The following is a 23,825-nucleotide window of genomic DNA, read 5'->3' on the forward strand; positions in this document are numbered from 1 at the left end:
AAGCCGCTGATAGATATCAGCGGCTTTCTCTTTTTATACTCTATACTTGGTACTCTATACTTCGTACTTTTCTCTTCTAGAAACTAGTACCTAGAAGCTAGTTCAAAGCTGCAACACCTGGAAGCGTCTTTCCTTCGAAATATTCTAACAATGCACCACCACCTGTTGATACATAAGAAACGTCATTACCAAAACCTAAGTTGTTGATTGCTGCCGCAGAATCACCACCACCAATTAGCGAGTATGCTCCTTTTTGAGTAGCATTCTTCACTGCATTTGCAATTGCTATAGTCCCAGTTGCAAAGTTTGGCATTTCAAATACACCCATTGGTCCGTTCCAAAGAATTGTTTTAGAACTTTCAACTACACCGCTAAATAGTTTGATTGATTCTGGTCCGATATCTAAACCTTCCCAACCATCAGGGATAGTACCTCTTGCAACTACCTTACGATTGGCATCATTATTAAAATCATCTGCTATAACGTTGTCAACTGGCAAAATCAATTGAACACCTTTCGCTTTCGCTTTTTCAATTAAAGATAACGCAAGGTCTAATTTATCCAATTCGCAAATCGATTTGCCAATATTGCCACCCATTGCTTTCGTAAATGTATATGACATACCACCACCAATAATTATGTTATCAACTTTGTCAAGTAAGTTTTCAATAACCATAATTTTATCAGAGATTTTAGAACCACCCATTACAGCTGTTCTCGGTTTTTCGCCACTCGTTAATAATTTATTCGCATTCTTAAGTTCAGCCTCCATTACATAACCAGCAACTTTGTCTTTAAAGAATTGACCAATTACTGCAGTAGAAGCATGTGCTCTGTGTGCTGCGCCAAATGCATCGTTCACCCAAACATCACCAAGTGTAGAAAGTTTTTTTGCAAACTCAACGTCACCTTTTTCTTCTTCAGAATAAAAACGTAAGTTTTCTAATAATAATATTTGTCCTGGTTTCAATGCTGCTGCTTTTGCTTTAGCATCATCTCCAATACAATCTGCTGCAAACAATACTTCTTGCCCAAACATATTGTTCAAATAAGCAAGTACGTGTTTTAAGGAATATTTATCTTCTGGTCCACCTTTTGGTCTACCAAAGTGTGACATTAATATAGCTGAACCACCATCTTTCAAGACTTTAGAAACAGTAGGAAATACTGCTTTTAATCTTGTATCATCTGTAATTTCGAAACTTTTATTAAGAGGTACGTTAAAATCAACGCGTATCAGGGCTTTTTTGCCTGAAAAGTTAAAACTGTCTACTGTTTTCATGGTGGTTTTTTATAATTGTCTCAATTCTTCTCCTAAAATAGCAATACCTTTTAAATTAAAAAAGGCGACCGAGGCCACCTTTTTAAATTAATTTATTAGTTATTGATAATGAGCTTATTCCGCGTGGAGCCAAGCTTTTTTAGCTGCTAATTCTTCTGTGGTTTCAATATTGTCCGGATCATCCACGCAACAATCGACAGGGCAAACAGCTGCACACTGAGGTTCTTCGTGAAAACCAGTACATTCTGTGCATTTATTTGGAACGATATAATAGAATTCATTTGAAACAGCTTCTTGAGGATCTTTAGCATCAACTGTTGATCCATCTTCCATTTGAATCTCTTTCAAACTAGTTCCTCCAGCATAGTTCCATTCAACCCCACCTTCGTATATTGCAGTATTCGGACATTCAGGTTCACATGCACCACAATTAATGCATTCGTCAGTAATTATTATAGCCATATTCTCTTATTCTAGTAATTGCTTGCAAAATTAGATACAAATTCCTTAGGTTCAAATTATATTTACAATTAATACACTAACAAAAATTCTTGATGAAAAGTTTACATACAGATTTACAGACCTTTGTTCTATTACAAGATTATTTGAAAAACATTGGAAACGAAGAATTAAATGAATGGCTTTATCGTGCTGAAGCGAATAATCCTTGGTTTACACAAGAAAATGTAAAATCTGCTTTAATCGGAATTATTGATTTACTAGACCCCAAAGCATTAGAAAATTTTTTCACTACATATAAAATTATAGCTCAAGAAAAAAAAATAGGGGTTATAATGGCCGGTAATATTCCTGCAGTGGGTTTTCATGATTTATTATGCGTGTTATTATCGGGTAATATATTATATGCAAAATTAAGTTCGGAGGATACAATCTTATTAAAGAAGATAGGAGAGGTCTTAATAAAAATTAATCCATCTTATACGGAACGCTTATTTTTTGTAGACCAATTAAAAAATATGGATGCATATATTACAACGGGTAGTGATAACTCAGCAAAACATTTTGAATATTATTTCAGAAACACCCCACATATCATTCGTAAAAATAGAACCTCTGTTGCAATCATAGATGGTAAAGAAAGTCAACAAGAGTTAATAACATTAGGTGAAGATGTATTTAGTTATTTTGGATTGGGTTGTAGAAATGTTTCGCATCTTTTTTTACCCATGAATTATGATCCAACAACTATTTTAACTGCGTGGGAAGGTACATATAATAACTTCTGTAATCACAACAAGTACATGAATAATTATGAATACAATAAAGCAATCTTATTAATTGATCTTGTTCCACATTTGGATGCGGGATATATTTTATTAAAAGAAGCTGAAGGTATCTTTTCACAAATTGCTACCTTAACGTATTCATTTTATAAATCAGAAAATGACTTGTTAGAGATTTTTACTGAGAAGGCAAATCAATTGCAATGCGTAGTTTCATCGATTAATTCTTCATATTATAATACAGTAAGAATTGGCGCTACTCAACGTCCATCCATTTCTGATTTTGCAGATGGTGTTGATACAATGGCTTTTTTAGTAAGTCTATAAATTTAAATAGGCTGATAGATTATGAATCTATCAGCCTATTTAAATAAATTTTTCCGAATACAATATTAGCGCGTTACTTCAACCCAACCTTTATGTTTTGCACCATTGGGTAAGGTTAATTCATAGTAATAAACCCCGTCACTATCTTCATCGGCATCCCAAGAGTTATCATAGTTACTGTCTATAAATACTCGATTTCCCCATCTATTTACAATCAACAATTCGCTTCCAACAGGTAATGCCATAATTTCGAATCGATCATTTTTGTCGTCATTGTTTGGTGTAATCAAGTTTGGAATAAAGAATTCTACTTCAATACTAATTGTGAAGGTTGCTTTACAACCGTTTGTATCTAAAACAAATATTGAATGATTACCTCTAGGCAAATGATTTAAATAAACGGTGTCTTTACTAACTTTTGTAAATACACTATTGTTTTCACTCCATAAATATCCTGGAGTGCCGCCAGCTATATTATAAATACCTGCAACACCTGTATTTTGATATCTATCTGCTTTTACAGAAATAACAGATGCAGTTATTGGTTTTGGTTCTTTTACAGTTAATCTTGTTGAAGACAAGGTATCGTAAACCATTGTTTTTTTATTGTATACAAAGAAGCTATCGATGTTATAGGTACATGATTGATCTTTGATTGTTAATGAATAGTCTCCAGCACTTAGATTTGAATATACTGTTGATGATCCAACTTGAATATCATTGAACGTATATTGAAATAATGGAATACCTCCAGAAATTGAATCCAATACAATAAATCCATTTGTTCCTTTATTACATCTTGGTTCAGTTATACGAACATAGGGAACGGGTGCTGGTTTATTCGTTAGGTTAACAACGTATGCATATGAACAACCTTTCTGATCAGCCACTCGAACAGGATAACTTCCTAGACCTAAATTTGAAAACAGTTTTGTATTTCCATATGTTGTACCGTCGTTAATGCTATATCTGTAAGGAGGTGTTCCTCCTGTTACATTAAATATTTCAATGCTACCATCTGCAAGAACACAGGAAGATGCAATATTATTTGTCGCAAATAAGATTGGAAGCGGTTCTGTTATTATAAATACATATTTAGTAAGGCAACCACCAGCATCTGTAATAACCATGGTATCTTTACCAGATAATAATTTATCAAAGAAGCCATTTGTATTTGTTAATCCATTTAGTGTAAATGAATAAGGGGGAACACCACCAGTAATATTTGCAATTTGGATGCTTCCATTATTATTTCCAGCACAAATATTATTTACAATTGTTTTTGTTATTAATGACGTATCAACTCCCATAGGTTGAATAATTGTGGCAGTCGTATTTGCAGAGCAACCTTTTAAATCTGTAACAACTATAGAGTAATTGGCTGCAATTAAATTCGAGAAGGTGCTATCTGATTGAGTAGAACCTCCAGGGGTAAGAGTGAAGCTATATATTGGAGAACCACCATTTACTGTTACTACAATAGAACCATTACTACCTCCTGCACAAGGTGAAACATTCGTTACTGATTTAATTCCAATTGTTATTGGTGCTGGATCAATTAATAGACTTGTATAACTAGACTTACAAGCGGTACCGTCATCTATTACAATGGTATAACTACCTTTAGAGAGATTACTGAAAATAGGCAAAGTTTGAGGAGTTCCTCCATTAAGTGCATAGGTAAATCCAGTTGATGGTCCAGAAACAGTTACTGTGAGCGATCCATCTGCAGCACCCACACAAGATATTTCTTTACTTATGTCAACGGTGGCACTTATTTTAGTTGTTTTTATTACAACAATAATTGGATTGCTGATACAACCATTAACATCTTTAATAACTACGGATACAGTTGTATCTCCTTGTACGCTAGCAATCGGAAACACAGAACTAGTCTGATATGTTAACCCTCCATTAAATGAATATGCGTTCACACCAGCAATAAATAACGGATCAATAACAGCAGTAATTACAGTGCCTTGTTCAGAACAAACTATTGCCGGATTCGCTGTAGCTGTTCCTATAACAGTGGGCGCTTCATTAATCGTTACTGTTAATGAGTCTTTACAATTTTTGCTATCCGTAACAACTACTTTGTATGTGCCAGCTGTTAAGTTTATTAAGTCTTGATTTGTACTTCCAGTATTCCATAAATAGGTAAATGGAGCAACACCACCTGCTACATTAACATCAATAGCACCCGAAAGTGGATTGGTGCAGTTGATAGGTGTATTGATAGATGTAATTGTTATAGGAGTTGGTTGATTGATGGTTGTATTTACTGTTGCAGAACAACCTTTGGAATCAGTAACGACAATCGTATATGTATTTCCTACTAAATTGGTGAACAAGCTATCTGTCTGTGCTAATCCTGAAGGAGTAATAGTAAATTGTTTTCCAGTATTTCCTCCATTGGTTGTCACTAAAATAGAACCATTATCTGTAGCTAAACATGGGTCGTTATCTATAATTTTTTTAATTCCCATTGTTAATAAGGAAGGTTCTGTTAACGTAATCGTATAACTAGACTTACATGCTGTTCCATCATCAATTACGATTGTGTATATACCTTTAGATAAGTTAGAGAATACGTTTGAAGATTGGAATGCAGCACCATTTATAGAATATAGATATCCAAGAGAACTTCCAGTGATATTCATTGTTAACTCTCCATCAGTTGATCCAAAGCAAGAAATTGTGTTCGTAATGGTTAACGCTCCAGCAATTTTGTTTGTATTGATTTGAACTAAAATGGGATTACTTAAACATCCATTAATATCTTTCACAACAACTGTAACTGTAGTGTCACCTGTTATGTGAGCAATAATAAATGTTGCTGCGTTTTGGAATGTAACACCACCGTTAAAAGAATATGGGGATGCCGCTGGAGTATACGCAGGGTCTATGTTTGCAGTAACTGTTGTACTTGCTCCAGAACATACAATGGATGGGCTAGCTGTTGCTGTACCTATTATAGCAGTGCCGTTATTTAAAGTAAATGAAATAGGTACTGGATTCGAACATCCTTTTTTATCTGTTATGACAACCGTATATGTTCCTGCAACTACATTGATTAAATCCTTTGTTATTGCACCATTACTCCAAGAATACGTGTAAGCAGCAGTTCCACCTGATGGAGTACTAAGGATGATTGAACCTGAAGCAGATCCATTACAAGAAGGATCTGTTGTAGTGCCTGTAGTGGATATAGATGCAGGCTCAGTTATGGTTATAGGACCAACAGATTTTGTACATCCTTTACTATCAGTAATTATAACGGAATAACTTCCTGCAACGATATTTGTTAGATTTTGTGTTGTTGCACCATTATTCCAAACGTATGTAAATGGCCCACTGCCTCCTATTGGGTTCGTTAGGGAAATTAAACCGTCTGCTGTTCCATTACATGTTGCGTTCGAATTAGATGGTGAACTAACAATGGGACTAGGTTCTTTAATTACAAATGACATTTTTAACGGACAGCTACTTGCATCGGTAATTGTCAGGATATAATTTCCAGCAGGAATATTTATATTATTTTGTGTCGTAACTCCATTTGACCAGGAATAGGTATAGGGTCCAACGCCGCCAATTGCAGAAGTAATATTGATTGCACCAGTAGACGTTCCATTACAAACTACGTCTGTTATAGCTCCAGTACTTGAAATTACGGTTGGCTCTGTAATTGTAAATGCCGGCAATGTGTTAGAGCAATTATTGAAATCTTTAATAGTTACTGTATACGTTCCAGCAATAACACCCGTTAAATCTTTTGAAGTCGCACCGTTATTCCAAGTGTACGTATATGGAGCTGATCCACCAGTGGGAGTGGATAAGGTGATCGATCCAGTTGCGCCTGCATTACAAGAAACGTTTGTAACAATTCCTGTAGCTGTAACAGGAACAGGCTGACTAATTACAAATGGCCCAATTACTTTTGAACAGAAATTTTTATCTGTGATTGTTACTGTATATGACCCTGCAATTAAACCAGCGATATTTTGACTTGTTGCCCCATTGCTCCATAAATACGTGTAAGTAGGCGTTCCACCAGCAGGTGTAATATTAATTGCACCCGTGTTGGTTCCATTACAAGATGCATTTATAATACTTGAGGTCGCCGTAATTGGTGCTGGTTCAGTAATCGTATATGGACCGAAGGTTTTAGAACAACTTGTAGCGTCAGTAATAGTTACAGAATATGTTCCAGCAGTTAAGGCTGTAATGTTTTGAGTTGTATTACCATTTGTCCAAGAATAGGTATAAGGAGCAGTTCCTCCACTAGGATTAATTGTGATGGATCCAGTACTTGCACCATTACAATTCACATTGGTAATTGTTGGAAGGCTAGTTAAAGTAATCGGTGGGCTTTGAGTAATTGTAAATGGTCCAAATACCTTAGAGCAGCCTTTACTATCTGAAATTGTTACAGAATAAGTACCAGCAGCAACAACCGTTAAATCTTCAGAAGTAGCTCCATTGGTCCAAGCAAAAGTATATGGAGCAGTTCCACCTGTAGGAGTAATGTTAATAGCACCTGTTGAACCACCATTACAAGTAATGTTTGTTATAGAATTGGTGATCGTGATTAAAGTTGGTTCCGTAATTGTAAATGCTGGTAATGTGCTAGAGCAATTATTGAAATCTTTAATTGTTACCGTATAGGTTCCAGCAATTACAGCCGTTAAATCTTTTGAAGTAGCACCGTTATTCCAAGTATAAGTAAACGGAGCTGTTCCGCCAGTAGGAGTGGATAAGGTAATCGATCCGGTTGCTCCTGCATTGCAAGATACGTTTGTAATAATTCCTGTGGCACTAATAGGAATGGGTTGATTAATTACAAATGGTCCAATTACTTTTGAACAGGCGTTTTTATCTGTGATGGTTACTGAGTACGATCCTGCAATTAAACCAGCGATATTTTGACTAGTTGCCCCATTGCTCCATAAATACGTGTAATTAGGAGTACCGCCAGCAGGTGTAATATTAATTGCACCTGTATTACTTCCATTACAAGAAGCATTTGTAATACTTGAAGTAGCCGTAATGGTGGCTGGTTCAGTAATCGTATATGGCCCGAATATTTTAGAGCAGCTTGTAGCGTCAGTAATCGTTACAGAATAGATTCCAGCAGTTAAGGCTGTAATATTTTGAGTTGTACTACCATTTGTCCAAGAATAGGTGTAAGGAGCAGTTCCTCCAGTTGGGGTAATTGTGATGGACCCAGTAATTCCACCAGCACAATTTACATTGGTAATTATAGGAAGAGTAGCTAATGTAATTGGTGGACTTTGAGAAATAGTAAATGGCCCAAATGGCTTAGAGCATCCTTTACTATCCGTAATAGTTACAGAATAAGAACCAGCTGCAACAGCCGTTAAATCTTCAGAGGTAGCTGTATTTGTCCAAGCAAAAGTATATGGAGCAGTTCCACCTGAAGGAGTAATATCAATTGCTCCAGCAGAAGTGCCATTGCAAAGAATATTTGTTATTGCATTAGTTGCAGTTATTACGGATGGTTCAGTGATTGTAAATGTTGGAAGTATGCTAGAACAACCATTGAAATCTTTAATTGTTACGGTAAAGGATCCTGCAGCTAAACCTGAAATAATCCCAGTTGTAGCACCTGTATTCCATGAATAGGAATAGGGTGCAGTACCTCCAGTTATATTGGTTAATGCTATGGAACCTGTTGAAGTGCCATTACATGAAACATTATTAATTGTGCTTGTAGCGTTTATAGCCACTGGTTCAGTAATAACTATTGGTCCAACAATTAAAGTACATCCATTTTTATCTTTAATTGTTACAGAATAAGATCCAGCAATTAAGTTTGTTATATTCTGCGTGGATGCACCATTACTCCATGTAAAGCTGTATGGTAGAACACCACCTGATGGATTTAAATTGATTGCTCCTGTATTTGTTCCGTGACAATTTACAGGTGTCGTATTTGGAGCAGCTGTTATAGCTATAGGTTCTGTTATAGTAAATGGACCAAATGTCATTGGGCATCCTTTACTATCTGTTACTAGAACAGAGAATGCTCCTGCAGCTACATTGGTGATGTTTTTTGTTGTTGCTCCATTCGTCCATAAATACGTGTAAGGAGCAATGCCTCCAGTTGGGTTGATAGAAATCCCTCCAGTACTTGAGCCATTACATACAACATTTGTAATGGTTGGTCCACCAAGCAAAGCTAATGGAGGGTTCTCTGTAATAGTTATGCCACTAATAGTAGTGAAACAACCTTTACTGTCTGTGATAGTAACTGCATAGGTGCCTGCTTTAACATTAGATAAATCTTCCGTTGTTTGTCCATTGGTCCATAAAAAAGAATAAGGAGCTGTTCCGCCAGCAGCACTTAAGTTTACAGCCCCAGTAGATGCCCCATTACAGTCAATGTTAGTGGTAGTATGTGTTGCTGAAATAAGCGTTAATGGTTCTGTAATGATAAACGATACATTTTTCGTGCAATTATTTTTGTCGGTTACAAGTACAGAGTATGTACCTGCAATTAACCCCGAAATATCTTCTGTAGTTGCACCGTTGCTCCAGACCGTAGATATATATGGGGATACTCCTCCAGATGGTGTAATGTCTATTGCTCCATTCGATCCTCCTTTACAAGAAACATTTGTTATAATGCTCGAAACACTTATTGATATAGGCTCATTAACGGAAAATGTTTCATCCAAAGTACAGTTATTTCCATCAATTATAGTTAATGTATAATCACCGGCAATCAATCCAGATATATCTTCGGTAACTGCTCCATTGCTCCATGAATAGGTATATGGTGTGGTTGGCCCTCCTGTAACAATAGCATCAATGGCACCGTCGTTTCCACCATTACATGTAACATTAGTTATGGTTCCGCTTGAAATTGAAAGAGGTGGTGGTTGAGTTAATGTAATTGATTGGCTACAAAAAGCAAAAGCACCGCCACCTATTGGTACCTGAATTACAAGAAAATAATTATTATCTGCAGGCAGATTTGAAAAGGTATAATTATTTATAGGGTGGTTATTAATAATTATTGGATCCAATACCACACTATATAAGGAATAGGTATAGCTCGGGTTTGATCCACCTGTAATGGATACAGTAATACTGCCAGAGTTATCTCCGTTACAACGTAAATCTTGTGTGTTCACCGTCATTGAAACCAATGAAGGTGAACTACATATTTGTGCGTATGTACTATTTGTTTGGAGTATTAAAAATAGTCCAAACAAAATGTTAAAATAAATCGATATTTTTTTTATCGTTCCCAAAATTATTCTTCTCTTAATGTGATTGTTTTACTTTTGTATTCATTATTCCCACCACTCACAACAATCATATATTCCCCAACTGACAAATTGTTTATTGTTAATTCGCGCTTTACTTGATATTCTTTAACGGGTATTGTGGTTGAGTAAATCAATATTTTATATGGAGCATTGCTGCCTGTAATAATAATTTCAATTGAACCATTTTCTTTTCCAATCATTGGTTGAATTCCGTTTAAGGAAAAGTCTAAACTTTCTTCTACTGCATTTTGATTCAAAAATCCAGTGTGTGCATTTATTGGAGCACTCAAGAAACCACAAAGAGCAAAAAAAGAAAAGATGCCTAATGCAGTATAAAATTTCTTTTTAAATGAGTAAATATCTACCATAGTTCATTCGTTTGTTTCCAAGTATTGATTTTTAACGCAATCCCTAGTCGAATGTTCTTATTTTTTATTCTTTTGTATCTTTGTTAACAATAGATAATGTAAGAATCTACACAGTTTTTAATGCATTTAAATGTTAACTAAAATGCTTACAAGGGATTAACATTTGAAATTTTGCAATGATAATATAAAACTTTGAATTTTTATTATTGTTTCTTTTCGTATTTTTGTCTAATTAGAAGTGATTAATATTTAATATAAAACGAAATAGGATTATGGCATTTGATTTAGAGATGATAAAAAAAGTCTATTCTCTTATGCCTCAAAGAATTGAGGCAGCAAAAAAGTTAATAGGCAAACCTTTAACGCTAACAGAGAAGATTCTTTATTCGCATTTGGATGAGGGAGCAGCTACAAAGGTTTATGAAAGAGGCGTATCTTATGTTGATTTTAATCCAGATAGAGTTGCAATGCAAGATGCAACAGCTCAGATGGCATTGTTGCAATTTATGCAAGCAGGTAGACCCAAAGTCGCTGTACCTTCCACGGTACATTGTGATCACTTAATCACAGCAAGAGAAGGTGCAACAAAAGATTTACCTTTTGCAAACAAAGAAAGTAAAGAAGTTTTTGATTTCTTAGGTTCTGTATCTAATAAATATGGTATTGGATTCTGGAAACCTGGTGCAGGGATTATCCATCAAGTAGTGTTAGAAAACTATGCTTTCCCTGGTGGTATGATGATTGGTACAGATTCTCACACTGTGAATGCAGGTGGTTTGGGTATGTTAGCAATTGGTGTTGGTGGTGCTGATGCATGTGATGTAATGGCTGGTTTACCTTGGGAGTTGAAATTCCCTAAGTTGATTGGTGTAAAATTAACAGGTAAGTTAAATGGTTGGACTGCACCTAAAGATGTTATTCTTAAGGTAGCTGGTATCTTAACTGTAAAAGGCGGTACAGGTGCAATTGTTGAATATTTCGGCGAGGGTGCTACTTCTATGTCTTGTACTGGTAAAGGTACAATTTGTAACATGGGTGCTGAAATTGGTGCTACAACATCAACTTTCGGTTACGATGAATCTATGGAGCGCTATCTTCGTGCTACTGGCCGTGCCGATATTGCTGATTTAGCAAACGGAATTAAACAACATTTAAATGCAGATCCAGAAGTATATGCTTCTCCAGAAAAATATTTTGATGAAGTTATTGAATTAAATTTATCTGAATTAGAACCACATTTAAACGGTCCATTTACACCTGATTTGGCAACTCCTGTTTCTAAAATGAAAGAAGAAGCTGCTAAAAACGGTTGGCCATTGAAAGTTGAATGGGGCTTGATTGGTTCTTGTACAAACTCTTCTTACGAAGATTTATCAAGAGCTGCATCCATTGCAAAACAAGCAATTGCAAAAGGACTTGTTACTAAATCTGAATTTGGTATCAATCCAGGTTCTGAACAAGTACGTTATACTGCTGATAGAGATGGATTATTAGGAACATTTAAAGATTTAAATGCGAAAATATTTACCAACGCTTGTGGACCATGTATTGGTATGTGGGATCGTGTTGGTGCTGAGAAAAAGGAAAAAAACACGATTGTTCACTCCTTCAATCGTAACTTCGCAAAACGTGCGGATGGTAATCCAAATACCTTCGCTTTCGTAGCTTCTCCTGAAATGGTTGCGGCTATTGCAATTGCTGGAGATTTATCATTCAATCCATTAACGGATACATTGATTAATAATAAAGGCGAACGAGTAAAATTAGATCCTCCATTTGGTGACGAATTACCTTCTAAAGGTTTTGCAGTTGAAGATGCAGGGTTCCAAGCTCCCGCTGCTGATGGATCTGGTGTTCAAGTTGTCGTAGCTCCAACTTCTGATCGTTTACAATTACTAGAGCCATTTGCTGCTTGGGAAGGTACAGATCTTAAAGGCTTAAAATTATTGATTAAAGCGAAAGGTAAATGTACAACTGATCATATTTCTATGGCTGGTCCATGGTTGAAGTATAGAGGTCACTTAGATAATATTTCGAACAATATGTTGATTGGTGCAGTTAACATATTTAATGAAAAAACGGATGATGTTAAAAATCAATTAACAGGAGTTTATGGTCCAGTGCCTGCTACGCAACGTGCGTATAAAGCTGCAGGTATTGGTTCTATTGTAGTGGGTGATGAAAACTATGGTGAAGGTTCTTCTAGAGAACATGCAGCCATGGAACCTCGTCACTTAGGTGTTCGTGCAGTATTGGTAAAATCATTTGCTCGTATTCACGAAACAAACTTGAAAAAACAAGGTATGCTTGGTTTGACATTCGCGAACAAAGAAGATTACAATAAAATATTGGAAGATGATTCAATTGATATTGTAGGGTTAACTTCTTTTAGTGCAGATGTTCCTTTGACTATCGTGTTAAACCACAAAGATGGCAGCAAGGATGAAATCAAAGCAAATCATACCTACAACGAACAACAAATTGAATGGTTTAAAGCAGGCGGTGCGTTGAATATCATTCGTAAGAATGTTGTAGCATAAGTAAGTATAAAGTACGGAGTATCGAGTACTAAGTATTTAAAAAAATAGCGCTTCAAATGATACATTTGAATGCGCTATTTTTTTGTTTTTTTTAATTAAAATAATTTATAGGTTCTGTACTTAGTACTAAGTACTCCTTACTAAGTACTTATATTGCGTTTCGCTTTAACAAAAAAGGAACAAAAATTTGGTCAAAGCTTTTTCGAATATCCGCTTCAATAAATTCAATTCCATAATCACCAAATTTTAATTTTAATTCATAAAAATACGCTTGAACTTTTTTAGTATAATCATATTTTATTTCATGTGGATATACTTTAATTTGTTCGCCACTTTCTGCATCAGTCAATAAATAGGGGCGGTCTTCTAATTCAAACAATTCTTCTTGTTTGGAATCCCAGACATGGAAAAGTATAATATCGTGTTTCATATGTTTTAAGTGTTGCAAGGATGTAAATAATTCTTCCATCCGTTTATCTTCACCTAAAAAATCTGTAAAAATAACAACCATAGATCTTCTATGAAGCTGATTTGCCAAGGCATGTAATACCTTTGGCAAATGGGTAGTTTTCTGTTCGTTTTTAGTTTCTAATCTTTGTTGGAGCTGTATCAGTGTATTGTGAAGGTGAATAGACGTTGATTTGATTTGACTAATATATTCGATGTCTTCATTAAATAAACACAAGCCAAATGCATCACGTTGCCGTTGAAGCAGATTAGCAAGAGAGCCTGCAGCAATCGTACAAAAACGTAATTTGTCATTTGTATCCGCTGGGAAATACATGCTTGAACTAATATCTACAGCTAGCATACACCGCAAATTCGTTTCTTCATCAAACTGCTTCGTATAGAGGCGATCTGTCTTCGCAAATACTTTCCAATCTATAAAGCGCGTATTGTCTCCGGGATTATAATTTCTATGTTCTGCAAATTCTACAGAAAAACCATGATAAGGCGATTTGTGTTTTCCAGTAATAAAACCATCAACCAATTTTTTTGTTAATAATTCTAAATTGCCGTATTCTCTTATATCTTCTAAATTCATGTTATTTAATTTCAATAATCAACGATTCAATTCCACTTTCGATCAACTTGCATTGTTGCTCCCTTGCAGACCATTCTGTTTCGTACCCCGCGTAAACTACTTGATATGCGAATTCTTCACCTATACGTGAAATATGTATGTAGGGAATGCCAATATACAATTTTTCATAGTTTGAAATTTGAAAAATTGCATCTTCAGCTGTATTAAATGTCCCGGTTTGAAGTAAGAAGCAATTAAGTAGAACTGGCGATGTTAAATTGGGGAAATAATAGCCTTCCATGTAGGTATTCTTATTTGGTGTTTCAGCAGATTGGATGGAATCGGTATTGTCAACAACTTCAATAATAACATCACCAATTCCACTTGCTACTAAATCAAGCTCTTTAGCTGCAGCGTAGGATAGGTCTATTAATCTCATTTTGCTATATGGACCTCGATCATTAACCGTCACAAGAGTTGACTTTCCATTTGTAATATGTGTTATTTTTAGTTTTGTGCCAAAAGGGTATGTTTTATGAGCAGCCGTATACTTATTTTTATCGTATTTTTCGCCTGATGCAGTACGTTTCCCATGAAGATTGTTTGAATAAAAACTGGCTTTCCCTGATATCTGTTGGGAAAATGATGGGACAGACAAATAGAAAAAAGTAGCTAGCATTAAAATTGACAATAAAGGCATGTTTGAGTGGAATGGCACTTCTGATTTAAAACTAAAGTTTCTCAATACCTTCATTGTTAATGGTTTATTTTATTTGTAATTTAAAGAAAATAAATTAGTTTTATTACATAGTAAATTTAACTTTTGAATTGTGGAAGAGAAAAAAGACAATGAAAATGTTGAGATTTATTCTCAACGAATCAAGGCAGGGAAAAGAACATATTTTTTTGATGTGAAGTCTACACGTTCAAATGATTATTATTTGACAATTACAGAAAGTAAAAAACGCTTCAAAGACGATGGGTTTTATTACGAAAAGCATAAAATATTTCTGTATAAAGAAGATTTTAATAAATTCATTGCAGCGTTAACTCAGTCTGTAAACCATATCAAGACTGAATTGATGCCAGAAGTTGATTTTGATCAATTTGAAAAACAAGCAGAAAACGATGATGAAGAGAATAACTCTTTCGATACTGATTTGAAATGGGATTGATTTCTTACATTTCAACATACGTCTAAACACGCCAATTATTCTATTTTTTGTACATGTAAAATTTTTTTTGGTGAATATTGTTTACTTTTGTATTCATTAAATTAAATTTTTTATAAAATGAGTTTACAATGTGGTATCGTTGGTCTTCCGAATGTTGGCAAATCAACTCTTTTCAATGCGCTGTCTAATGCGAAAGCCGAAGCAGCTAATTATCCTTTCTGTACAATCGAACCGAATGTTGGTGTAGTTACAGTTCCAGACCCTCGTTTGGTTATTTTAGAAACAATTGTTAAGCCTGAAAGAGTCGTTCCAGCAATTATTGAATTTGTTGATATTGCAGGCTTGGTTAAAGGTGCTAGCAAAGGAGAGGGCTTGGGTAATCAATTCTTAGCTAATATTCGTGAAGTAGATGCAATCGTACATGTTATTCGTTGTTTTGAAGATGATAACATCATTCATGTCAATGGTACTGTAAATCCTATATCAGATAAAGAAATAATTGAAACAGAGTTACAATTGAAAGATTTAGATTCTGTAGAAAAAAAGATATCAAAAACAGAACGTGCTGCAAAAGCAGGTGATGCGAAGGCTAAAAAAGATCTTGCAACCTTAACCCTTTATAGAAATCATTTATTAGAGGGAAAAAATGCTCGTTCTTTAGAATTGCCACAGGAAGATAAATTAGTTTTAGACGATTTGCACTTATTGACAATAAAACCTGTTATATACGCAGCAAATGTGGATGAGAATTCATTACCTGATGGAAATAAGTTTGTTGAGATATTAAGAAAGGAAGTAGAAAAGGAAAATGCACAGTTAGTCATTGTATGTGCAGCTATTGAAGCTCAGATACAAGAATTAACAGATCCTGAAGAAAAAGCAATGTTCTTGCAAGAATATGGTTTAACAGACTCAGGCTTAAATAAGCTAATCCGCGCTTCTTACAGCTTATTAGACTTAATAACCTATTTCACTGCAGGTGTTAAAGAAGTAAGAGCATGGACAATCACAAAAGGATGGAAAGCTCCCAAATCTGCAAGCGTTATTCACAATGATTTTGAGAAAGGATTTATAAAAGCAGAAGTAATTAAATTCAAAGATTACGAAACATTCAAGTCAGAAGCTGGTTGTAAAGAAGCAGGTAAGATTTCAATAGAAGGCAAAGAATATGTTGTGCAAGATGGAGATATCATGCACTTCCGTTTCAATGTATAATAAATAATTAGAGGTAAATAATGTTAAATATTTTTAATTTAAGAATATGAGAGTTCGTTTAATATTTGGTCTAGTGAATAAAGGTTCTTACGTTCCTTTTCATCACCAATATTTGATTACAGAGTTTTTGACGCCGTATGTCGAAAAATATTTAAATTCAATTGCTGAACCGTCAAGAGTATTCTATAATTTCTCTGCCCTTAAAGGTCAGACTCGTGTAGGTAAAGAAGGTTTGCATTTCTATTCAAGCAAAGTGACATTGATATTTTCATCTAATGATCCAGGTTTGGTTGAATCTTTGGTGAATCAATTATTCAATGAAGAAGAAGTGCATCTAGGTAAATTGATTTTGAATCCAATTAATGTGGATCAAGAAAAATTAGCAGATTTTACAAATGAAATGAAATACATTTGTTTGTCTCCACTAGCAATCATTTCTCCACAAGACAATCCAGTAGATGCAAAGCGTTTTATCAATCCATCGTTTGATGTATTCTCTGACGCCTTGTATGAAAATACATTGAATCGCATGGAGCGTGCAGGTGCTACACCAGATGAAATTGCACAGTATTTTCAATTTCAGTTAGTTCCAGATAAAGATTATTTGACTAAGATTAAAGGTGAAGAGAAAAAGTTTGCACGTATCTTCCCAGTATTCCTTGGTGATGAGAAACATGAAGTGAGAGGGTATACGTTCCCATTCACCTTCTATGCACATCCTAAAGTTCAAGAATTTGTATTTACATGTGGTTTTGGGGTTTTTGGCGAAAAAGGATTTGGTATGCTTGATATAGCAAATACGGATCCTAACTTAAGAATTATTCCATACCCAATAAAGAAAGATTAATCAACGACCTCTGTATCGTTGACTGTAATAGCCTATGGCACGATCGTACATGTCTCCTTGGAGACGTGCATAAACGATGATGTCATAGGCATTTTCTGTTAATGAGGAATTGCCTTCAAAGTAAATATCGTCTCTTACACCTTTCGAATCTACCACACTATAAGCATAGTTATAATACCCTTGCTTTAATAAAAACTCTCCAGAATAATATTTTTCAGTACTGTTATAGGTTAGTTTATATTCGGGTAGTGTTTTCCAATTTGTTAGTCTGCCTATAAGATAAACATCTCCAGGAGCAGGTTCTGGACTCATCAATTGAAAATGAACCATAACATAGTCGGGGTCTGTCGTTTTATTTAAATTTTCATAAAGTTGAGGAAAAAAGGCTCCGTTGATATCATCATAAAAGGAGTACGCAATTTTATTCCGTGATTTTTCTGGGAGTATCCATGCATCGGTGCGGTCATTTGTACGAACAACTCTACTAATATACATGCCATTAAAGAGAACGCTTCTTAAATCAAAGAACCGGAATTCGTTACCTCCATTAAAAGAATTTTCATTATTAAAGAATTGATAATCTAATGTTTTATCATAATCTCTAATAAATGCCGGTTTTAAGTTCGTAATGGCATTGTAGTTTTTGAAATTTTGTCTTACAATTACCTTAACGTCATTGTAAGGATTTGAAATGGCAGCAGAGCCATAATTAATTTGAAAATTTACTTGTTGTTTTATAAATGCATCCGAAGGTACCATGGATCTAGAAATGACCGATGATACAGGAGCAATATTTTCGTATATAATGAATTGTTTCGTTAATAGAAGATCATCTTCATCGTAATTCCGATATACCTTAATTAAAAAATTTCCACTGACTTTTACTTTAGGAATCGTAATGGTATAATGGTAATAAGAGGTTCTAGTTTTGAATGACATCTCGGCATCCATGATGCGATACTCATTGAAATCATATAGGTATTGGCTTGAAGACAAATAGGATTGTGTCCAGTCTGCATTGTAATGATAAATTTTATAATAATAATATTCTTGATTATTACTTAATTCATCAAACTCTAATATCAACTTAGTATTTTGATCAAAGGGGACAATTGGAACCCCTTTTGAACCATCTGGCTGTGCGTAAAACAATACAGATTTTATATTGTCAGAATAAATATGATCTTCTGGTTTTATATCCTTTGCATAAGAATTAATATGAGAGAGGATTAAAAATAAAATAAGTAACTGCAAGTATTTCATAATAACATTATTTATGCTTCAAGTTTTTCAATACACAACTCCCATTCATTTTGAAATTGTACGAGTTCTTTCGTTAATGTATCAAAATCCATGCTCACTTTGGCCAACTTCTCAGGGTTTCCAAATATTTCTGGTTTGCTTAGTTCTGTTTCCGTTTCTTTTTTTTGCTTTTCTAGCAACGTTATTTTCTCTTCTAACGAATTTATTTGTTGTTTTATTTTCTTTATTTCTGGGCTGATAGTTTGGCTTACTTCTTTTTTCTTTTCAGCAACTGGTGCTTTCTTTTCTTTTGTAGGGGTATTTGTTGAAGCAGATTTAACATTATCAACCCAATATTTATATTCATCGTATGTACCAGGATACACTTTAATTTGTTGGTCTTCTATATACCAAATTTTGTTAGCTATTCTAGAAACGAAATGTCTATCATGGCTAATAGCTATTAACGTGCCTTCATACTGTTGTAGAGCTTGAATTAAGATGTTTACAGAAACCATATCCAAGTGATTGGTAGGTTCATCTAATAATAGATAATTGGCATCGGAAATTAATGTTTTTGCTAAAGCTACTCTTGATTTTTCCCCACCCGACAATACTTTTATTTTTTTGAATGCATCATCATTTGAAAATAGAAAACATCCCAATACATTTCGAAGCTCTGTTTCAGTCTTATTAGAACCATGTTGTTTTAATTCCTCTAAAATTTCATTGTTGATATTTAATGATTCTAATTGATGTTGTGCATAGAATGATGAAATTACATTGTGACCAAGTGCTACTTCACCATCTGAACTTTCTCCACCCGTAAGGATTCGGAGTACAGTAGATTTTCCCTTACCATTTGCACCGATCAAAGCTATTTTATCACCGCGTTCAATTTTTGCATCTGTGTTTTTTAAAATATGCAAATCCCCGTAACTCTTAGATATATTTGTAAGTTCATTGATAACTTTACCTGGTTGTACTTTAAACGTAAATCTAAAATTAACTGCTTGGTTATCTTCAACAACATCTTCAATCATATCCATTCGGTCAAGTGCTTTCACGCGTGACTGAACCTGACTTGATTTACTAGCCTTAGCTTTAAATCGCTCTATGAATTTTTCAGTTTGTTTTATTTTTGCTTGCTGGTTTTCAAAAGAGGATTTTTGAATTTCAGAACGTAATTCTTTTTCTTCTAAATAAAAGGAATAATTGCCTGCGTATATATTTAATGTTTGTTGCGCAACTTCAACAATTGTTTTTACGCAGTTATCTATAAATTCTCTATCGTGAGAAACAACAACAACAGCACCTTCATAATCTCTTAAATAATTTTCTAACCACTGAATCGAAGGTAAGTCCAAGTGATTGGTAGGTTCATCGAGCATAAGCAACGCTGGCTTGGCGAGTAGCATTTTTGCAAGCATTACGCGCATTCTCCATCCACCTGAAAAATTCTTTAAGGGCTTTTGTAAATCGTTTGTAGAGAAACCCAAACCTTCTAATATTTTTTCAGCTTTGGATTGAATAGTATATCCTTCAAGTGCCTGGAAACGTTCTTGAAGATTACTGAGTTTATCAATCAAATCTTCCGTGTAATCCGTCTCCATTTTGTGGATGATGTGATCCATTTGGATTTGAATTTTTGTAGCTTCTTCAAAAGCTTCCATGGCAACAGATAAAATACTTTCTTCGCTTTGAAATGAAAGTAAATCTTGATTCAAAAAACCAATGGTACAATCTTTACTTTTCTGAATATTTCCTTCATCGACTGTATACTCACCCGTAATAACTTTTAAAAGGGTAGATTTTCCAGTTCCATTTGCACCAATCAAACCAATTTTATCTTTTGGCTTTATTTGTAATGTAATGTTTCTGTATAAGGCACGACCGCCGATGAAATAGGAGATATTATTCAATGTTAACATACTACAAAAATACCTAAAATTAAGCACTATAAGTATTTGTTTGAACATAAAATATTACAATGACCACTTTAATGCGTCAACTTTTTGCATTATTAAAAATTCATTTGAAAGTGTATCTTTGAATTATATCCCTCTTTATTTTAATGGAAGAATGAATAAAAGACCTGATTTTGATGATATCTATATGGAACTTGCAGTCAATCTTGGCAAAAGATCGCATTGCATCAAACGTCATGTAGGCGCGGTATTGACAAAACATACACGTATCATTTCTATTGGTTATAATGGGCCACCAGAAAATACGCATAATTGTGATGAAGAATGGCCAGAAGAAGGGTGCCCAAGAGATTCAAAAGGAAGTTGTTCGCTTGCATTACATGCAGAAGAAAATGCAATATTATTTGCGGTAAAGAATGGATCGGAGGTTAAGGGAGCAACCATGTATGTAACCTTATCCCCATGTATTTCCTGTGCCAGACTTATGTATGCATCTGGTATTAAAAAAGTAATCTATTTGAATTCGTATGCAGCATATAAGGGGCTGGATTTAGACGAAGGAAATGCTTTTTTAGAAAAATTTGGTGTAGAGGTTCAAAAATATCAAGGCGATTTAGGCCTATTTCAGAATTTATAACATTTAATTATCAGTATAAGGAAATAGTATTGACTTATACTGATAATTAAATGAATGATCTATTTAAATGATATTTACTTCAGGAAGTAAGTCAATTTGAAATAAATCAAAGACAGATTTTCTAATTTCATTTGACAATTCAATTATCTCATTACCCGTTGCACCACCATAGTTTACTATCACAAGTGCTTGTAAACGATGCACGCCTACATTACCAACGGTTTTGCCTTTCCATCCACTTTTTTCTATCAACCATCCTGCAGGTAGTTTAATCATTCCTTCTTTTGTTCCTGGATATGAAACGATATCAGGAAATGTGATTTTTAATGTATTGAATTGATCCAAGGGGATTTCAGGATTTTTAAAAAAGCTACCAGCATTTCCCAATTGTGCTGGGTTTGGTAATTTGCTTCTTCTTATTTCAACAACAGCTCTGCTAACATCTCGTATATTGGGTACGGTGATTCCCTTTTCCGTTAATATTTGTTGTATTGCTCCGTATGAAATGTTTACCGAGGATTGTTTTTTTAATCTAAAAGCTACCTGTGTAATAACGTATTTTCCTTTTAGTATATTCTTAAAAATACTGTCTCTATATCCAAATAAACAATCTGTATTTGTAAAACGTTTTTTTAATCCTGTTTCAATTTCAATACATTCAACAGATTCAATTGTGTCCTTTACTTCAACACCATAAGCACCTATGTTTTGAATAGGGCAGGCTCCAACCGTGCCTGGTATTAAAGATAAATTTTCTAATCCAGCCCAGCCCTTATTAACACAGTAAATAACAAATTCATGCCATACTTCCCCAGCACCACATTTTACGAGTACTGAATCTGAATTTTCTTCTAAAAGTTGTTTGCCTAATATTTCATTTTTTAAAACATAACCAGAAACAGTAGAAGTAAATAATATATTACTTCCACCACCCAAAATCAATAAAGGTAGGTTATGTTTTTTTATACTTTCGAGGAGTTCTAGGAGTTCTGTTTCAGATTTGAAAATTGAAAACTTTTCTGCTGAAACAGAAATTGAAAAAGTATTGTATTTTTTTAAATTTTTATTCGACTCTATGGTTGCTTTCATCTAATTCTAAAATTCTTTCCTGCAAACTTGAACAATTCTTTCCGTACCATCAAATCATTGCAATTTTAATCCTAAATGAGAAAAAAGATGACAATTATCATACTTAAGTATGATTTTTTATTTGTAATAATTCTAAATTAAAATGTTTATATATTTTATGTTTTCATAAAGTATAGTAAATCAAGTTTTTGCATGTGTTTGACGATTTTTATCCCATTATATTGTTTGTAGAGGGATAAAAAATGTTTGAATAATCGAATTGGCATGATAGATTTGTGAGTCTTTTAGGCAAAGTATGGCCAAAATTTCGAAAAAAACAGTGTTAAACATGTATAGATTACCTATTCTGATGAGTAGAATTTCGAGATCAATCCTTACGTTGGTAGCATTCTCATTTATAAGTTTATCGAGCTCATTTGCAGCGGATACAACTTCAAGTGCAGCAGCACCAGCGACAACTCCAGCGCTTGACGGCAAGGGAGAGCAATTATTCAAGGAAAATTGTAAAGCGTGTCACAAAGTACACGGTGAATCTGTAGGACCTGGCTTATCTGGTGTTTCTAAACGTCACGATGCCAAATGGTTACATGCTTGGGTTAAAAACTCAACAGTCGTAATTGCTTCAGGAGATAAAGCTGCAGTGGCGTTATACGAAAAGTATAATAAAGCAGCCATGACAAGCTTTCCAACATTTAGCAATGAAGATATTGATGCAATCATTGCTTATGTAGAATCAGTTCCTGAGGAAAAGCCTATAGTTTCTACGCCTGGTAATGAGGGGACAACTCAAGTTGCTCAATCTGGAGGAGAATATGATACAATCGTTTTAACATTGATTGTAATTGTATTGCTTTTAGTAATGGTAGCAATGTTTGTTTTCTTAACTGTAATCAAGCGTTACTTAAAAGATAAAGAAACAAGCTTAGATGGTGAGGATAAAGAATTATTAAATCAAAAATTTGATATTAAAGCTTTTGTAAGTAGCAAAGGATTTATATCAATCGTTGCTTTAATCTTTATTTGTGTTACGGTTAGAGCATGTTGGGTAAGTATGCAAGAAGTTGCTGTCGAACAAAATTATGCTCCGATACAGCCAATAGCTTTCTCTCACAAGTTACACGCTGGCGACAATCAAATTAATTGTAACTATTGCCATACAGGTGCATATAAGAGCAAGCAATCAAATATTCCTTCTTTAAATATTTGTATGAATTGCCATACATATATTAAAGAAGGTCCTAAGTACGGTAAATTGGAAATTGCGAAATTGGTTGATGCTTACGAAAAAGGAACACCAATTAGATGGGTTAGAGTTCATAACCTTCCAGATTTAGCCTATTTCAATCACTCTCAACATACTCAAGTTGCTGGTCTAGAATGTCAAAAATGCCATGGTCCGGTTGAAGAAATGGAAGTTGTAAAACAATTCTCTAATTTGACAATGGGCTGGTGTATTAACTGTCACAGAGAAACTGCTGTGAACAGTAAAGACAATGCATACTACGATCGCTTGTTGAAAGTACACGAAGAGTCTAAGAAAAAAGGCGCTATGACTGTTGAGCAAATCGGCGGTTTAGATTGCTCAAAATGTCACTATTAATAAGAAAGTTCG

16 protein-coding genes are annotated in these 23,825 nt (G+C 34.5%); 7 read left to right on the forward strand and 9 right to left on the reverse strand.

All coding sequences use genetic code 11. The features are described from left to right. Positions 1 to 97: 97 nt before the first annotated feature. Positions 98 to 1,282, reverse strand: a complete 1,185-nt coding sequence (locus Q0543_RS06625) for a phosphoglycerate kinase (protein WP_299250603.1) — start codon at positions 1,280 to 1,282, stop codon at positions 98 to 100. A 114-nt stretch (positions 1,283 to 1,396) separates the two neighbouring features. Further along, a complete protein-coding gene (locus tag Q0543_RS06630) occupies positions 1,397 to 1,744 on the reverse strand; it encodes a 4Fe-4S dicluster domain-containing protein (protein WP_299250605.1) in 348 nt (115 codons plus the stop codon). 92 nt (positions 1,745 to 1,836) lie between these two features. Here Q0543_RS06630 and Q0543_RS06635 point away from each other — a divergent pair, with 92 nt between their 5' ends. Further along, positions 1,837 to 2,853: an acyl-CoA reductase gene (locus tag Q0543_RS06635; RefSeq protein ID WP_299250607.1), complete on the forward strand. Its 1,017-nt coding sequence runs from the start codon at positions 1,837 to 1,839 to the stop codon at positions 2,851 to 2,853. A 65-nt stretch (positions 2,854 to 2,918) separates the two neighbouring features. On the opposite strand, the gene Q0543_RS06640 is transcribed toward Q0543_RS06635, so the two are convergent. Beyond that, positions 2,919 to 10,016, reverse strand: a complete 7,098-nt coding sequence (locus Q0543_RS06640) for a gliding motility-associated C-terminal domain-containing protein (RefSeq protein ID WP_299250609.1) — start codon at positions 10,014 to 10,016, stop codon at positions 2,919 to 2,921. Positions 10,017 to 10,132: 116 nt separating this feature from the next. Then, positions 10,133 to 10,516: a hypothetical protein gene (locus Q0543_RS06645; protein ID WP_299250611.1), complete on the reverse strand. Its 384-nt coding sequence runs from the start codon at positions 10,514 to 10,516 to the stop codon at positions 10,133 to 10,135. 272 nt (positions 10,517 to 10,788) lie between these two features. Here Q0543_RS06645 and Q0543_RS06650 point away from each other — a divergent pair, with 272 nt between their 5' ends. Next, positions 10,789 to 13,056 (forward strand): aconitate hydratase, encoded by a 2,268-nt coding sequence (locus tag Q0543_RS06650; protein WP_299250613.1) that lies wholly within the window; start codon positions 10,789 to 10,791, stop codon positions 13,054 to 13,056. 148 nt (positions 13,057 to 13,204) lie between these two features. Here Q0543_RS06650 and Q0543_RS06655 read toward each other — a convergent pair whose 3' ends face one another. After that, entirely contained in the window at positions 13,205 to 14,101 is an 897-nt protein-coding gene (locus Q0543_RS06655) for a DUF58 domain-containing protein (protein ID WP_299250615.1), read from the reverse strand. A gap of 1 nt (position 14,102) precedes the next feature. Further along, the gene (locus tag Q0543_RS06660; RefSeq protein ID WP_299250617.1) at positions 14,103 to 14,834 is read right to left on the reverse strand and encodes a septal ring lytic transglycosylase RlpA family protein; all 732 of its coding nucleotides are present in this window, start codon (positions 14,832 to 14,834) and stop codon (positions 14,103 to 14,105) included. Between the two features lie 76 nt (positions 14,835 to 14,910). Between Q0543_RS06660 and Q0543_RS06665 the strand changes: the two genes are divergently transcribed. The 3 genes from Q0543_RS06665 (at position 14,911) to cas6 (ending at position 17,317) form a co-directional block, all read left to right on the forward strand. Continuing rightward, positions 14,911 to 15,255 carry a DUF3276 family protein gene (locus Q0543_RS06665; RefSeq protein WP_299250619.1) on the forward strand — a complete coding sequence of 115 codons (345 nt, stop codon included), beginning with the start codon at positions 14,911 to 14,913 and terminating at the stop codon, positions 15,253 to 15,255. 117 nt (positions 15,256 to 15,372) lie between these two features. Next, complete coding sequence (gene ychF, locus Q0543_RS06670) at positions 15,373 to 16,470, forward strand: redox-regulated ATPase YchF (protein WP_299250620.1); 1,098 nt, start codon at positions 15,373 to 15,375, stop codon at positions 16,468 to 16,470. A 46-nt stretch (positions 16,471 to 16,516) separates the two neighbouring features. Further along, complete coding sequence (cas6, locus tag Q0543_RS06675) at positions 16,517 to 17,317, forward strand: CRISPR-associated endoribonuclease Cas6 (RefSeq protein WP_299250621.1); 801 nt, start codon at positions 16,517 to 16,519, stop codon at positions 17,315 to 17,317. Here the strand turns inward: cas6 and Q0543_RS06680 are convergent, their stop codons facing one another. Both Q0543_RS06680 and abc-f read right to left on the reverse strand, forming a co-directional pair. Beyond that, on the reverse strand, positions 17,318 to 18,580 hold the full coding sequence (locus Q0543_RS06680; RefSeq protein WP_299250622.1) for a DUF5103 domain-containing protein: 1,263 nt from the start codon (positions 18,578 to 18,580) through the stop codon (positions 17,318 to 17,320). 11 nt (positions 18,581 to 18,591) lie between these two features. Further along, positions 18,592 to 20,490, reverse strand: a complete 1,899-nt coding sequence (abc-f, locus tag Q0543_RS06685; protein WP_299250624.1) for a ribosomal protection-like ABC-F family protein — start codon at positions 20,488 to 20,490, stop codon at positions 18,592 to 18,594. 151 nt (positions 20,491 to 20,641) lie between these two features. On the opposite strand from abc-f, the gene Q0543_RS06690 reads away from it, so the two are divergent. Then, complete coding sequence (locus Q0543_RS06690) at positions 20,642 to 21,124, forward strand: dCMP deaminase family protein (protein WP_299250626.1); 483 nt, start codon at positions 20,642 to 20,644, stop codon at positions 21,122 to 21,124. A gap of 63 nt (positions 21,125 to 21,187) precedes the next feature. Here Q0543_RS06690 and murB read toward each other — a convergent pair whose 3' ends face one another. Next, positions 21,188 to 22,213, reverse strand: coding sequence for a UDP-N-acetylmuramate dehydrogenase (gene murB / locus Q0543_RS06695; RefSeq protein ID WP_299250629.1), 1,026 nt, complete (start codon positions 22,211 to 22,213; stop codon positions 21,188 to 21,190). A gap of 328 nt (positions 22,214 to 22,541) precedes the next feature. Between murB and Q0543_RS06700 the strand changes: the two genes are divergently transcribed. Next, positions 22,542 to 23,813, forward strand: a complete 1,272-nt coding sequence (locus Q0543_RS06700; protein ID WP_299250631.1) for a c-type cytochrome — start codon at positions 22,542 to 22,544, stop codon at positions 23,811 to 23,813. Positions 23,814 to 23,825: the final 12 nt, after the last annotated feature.

The sequence above is a fragment of the uncultured Cytophaga sp. genome (assembly GCF_937863595.1).
GTDB lineage: Bacteria > Bacteroidota > Bacteroidia > Cytophagales > Cytophagaceae > Cytophaga.

What these genes read in the sequence shown, in the direction of transcription:
- Q0543_RS06655 (WP_299250615.1), bottom strand. Translation starts at nt 14,101, where the DNA reads ATGAATTTAGAAGATATAAGAGAATACGGCAATTTAGAATTATTAACA.
- Q0543_RS06700 (WP_299250631.1), top strand. Translation starts at nt 22,542, where the DNA reads ATGTATAGATTACCTATTCTGATGAGTAGAATTTCGAGATCAATCCTT.
- Q0543_RS06640 (WP_299250609.1), bottom strand. Translation starts at nt 10,016, where the DNA reads ATGACGGTGAACACACAAGATTTACGTTGTAACGGAGATAACTCTGGC.
- Q0543_RS06645 (WP_299250611.1), bottom strand. Translation starts at nt 10,516, where the DNA reads ATGGTAGATATTTACTCATTTAAAAAGAAATTTTATACTGCATTAGGC.
- Q0543_RS06660 (WP_299250617.1), bottom strand. Translation starts at nt 14,834, where the DNA reads ATGAAGGTATTGAGAAACTTTAGTTTTAAATCAGAAGTGCCATTCCAC.
- abc-f (WP_299250624.1), bottom strand. Translation starts at nt 20,490, where the DNA reads ATGTTAACATTGAATAATATCTCCTATTTCATCGGCGGTCGTGCCTTA.
- cas6 (WP_299250621.1), top strand. Translation starts at nt 16,517, where the DNA reads ATGAGAGTTCGTTTAATATTTGGTCTAGTGAATAAAGGTTCTTACGTT.
- Q0543_RS06650 (WP_299250613.1), top strand. Translation starts at nt 10,789, where the DNA reads ATGGCATTTGATTTAGAGATGATAAAAAAAGTCTATTCTCTTATGCCT.
- Q0543_RS06680 (WP_299250622.1), bottom strand. Translation starts at nt 18,580, where the DNA reads ATGAAATACTTGCAGTTACTTATTTTATTTTTAATCCTCTCTCATATT.
- ychF (WP_299250620.1), top strand. Translation starts at nt 15,373, where the DNA reads ATGAGTTTACAATGTGGTATCGTTGGTCTTCCGAATGTTGGCAAATCA.
- Q0543_RS06625 (WP_299250603.1), bottom strand. Translation starts at nt 1,282, where the DNA reads ATGAAAACAGTAGACAGTTTTAACTTTTCAGGCAAAAAAGCCCTGATA.
- Q0543_RS06690 (WP_299250626.1), top strand. Translation starts at nt 20,642, where the DNA reads ATGAATAAAAGACCTGATTTTGATGATATCTATATGGAACTTGCAGTC.
- murB (WP_299250629.1), bottom strand. Translation starts at nt 22,213, where the DNA reads ATGAAAGCAACCATAGAGTCGAATAAAAATTTAAAAAAATACAATACT.
- Q0543_RS06635 (WP_299250607.1), top strand. Translation starts at nt 1,837, where the DNA reads ATGAAAAGTTTACATACAGATTTACAGACCTTTGTTCTATTACAAGAT.
- Q0543_RS06630 (WP_299250605.1), bottom strand. Translation starts at nt 1,744, where the DNA reads ATGGCTATAATAATTACTGACGAATGCATTAATTGTGGTGCATGTGAA.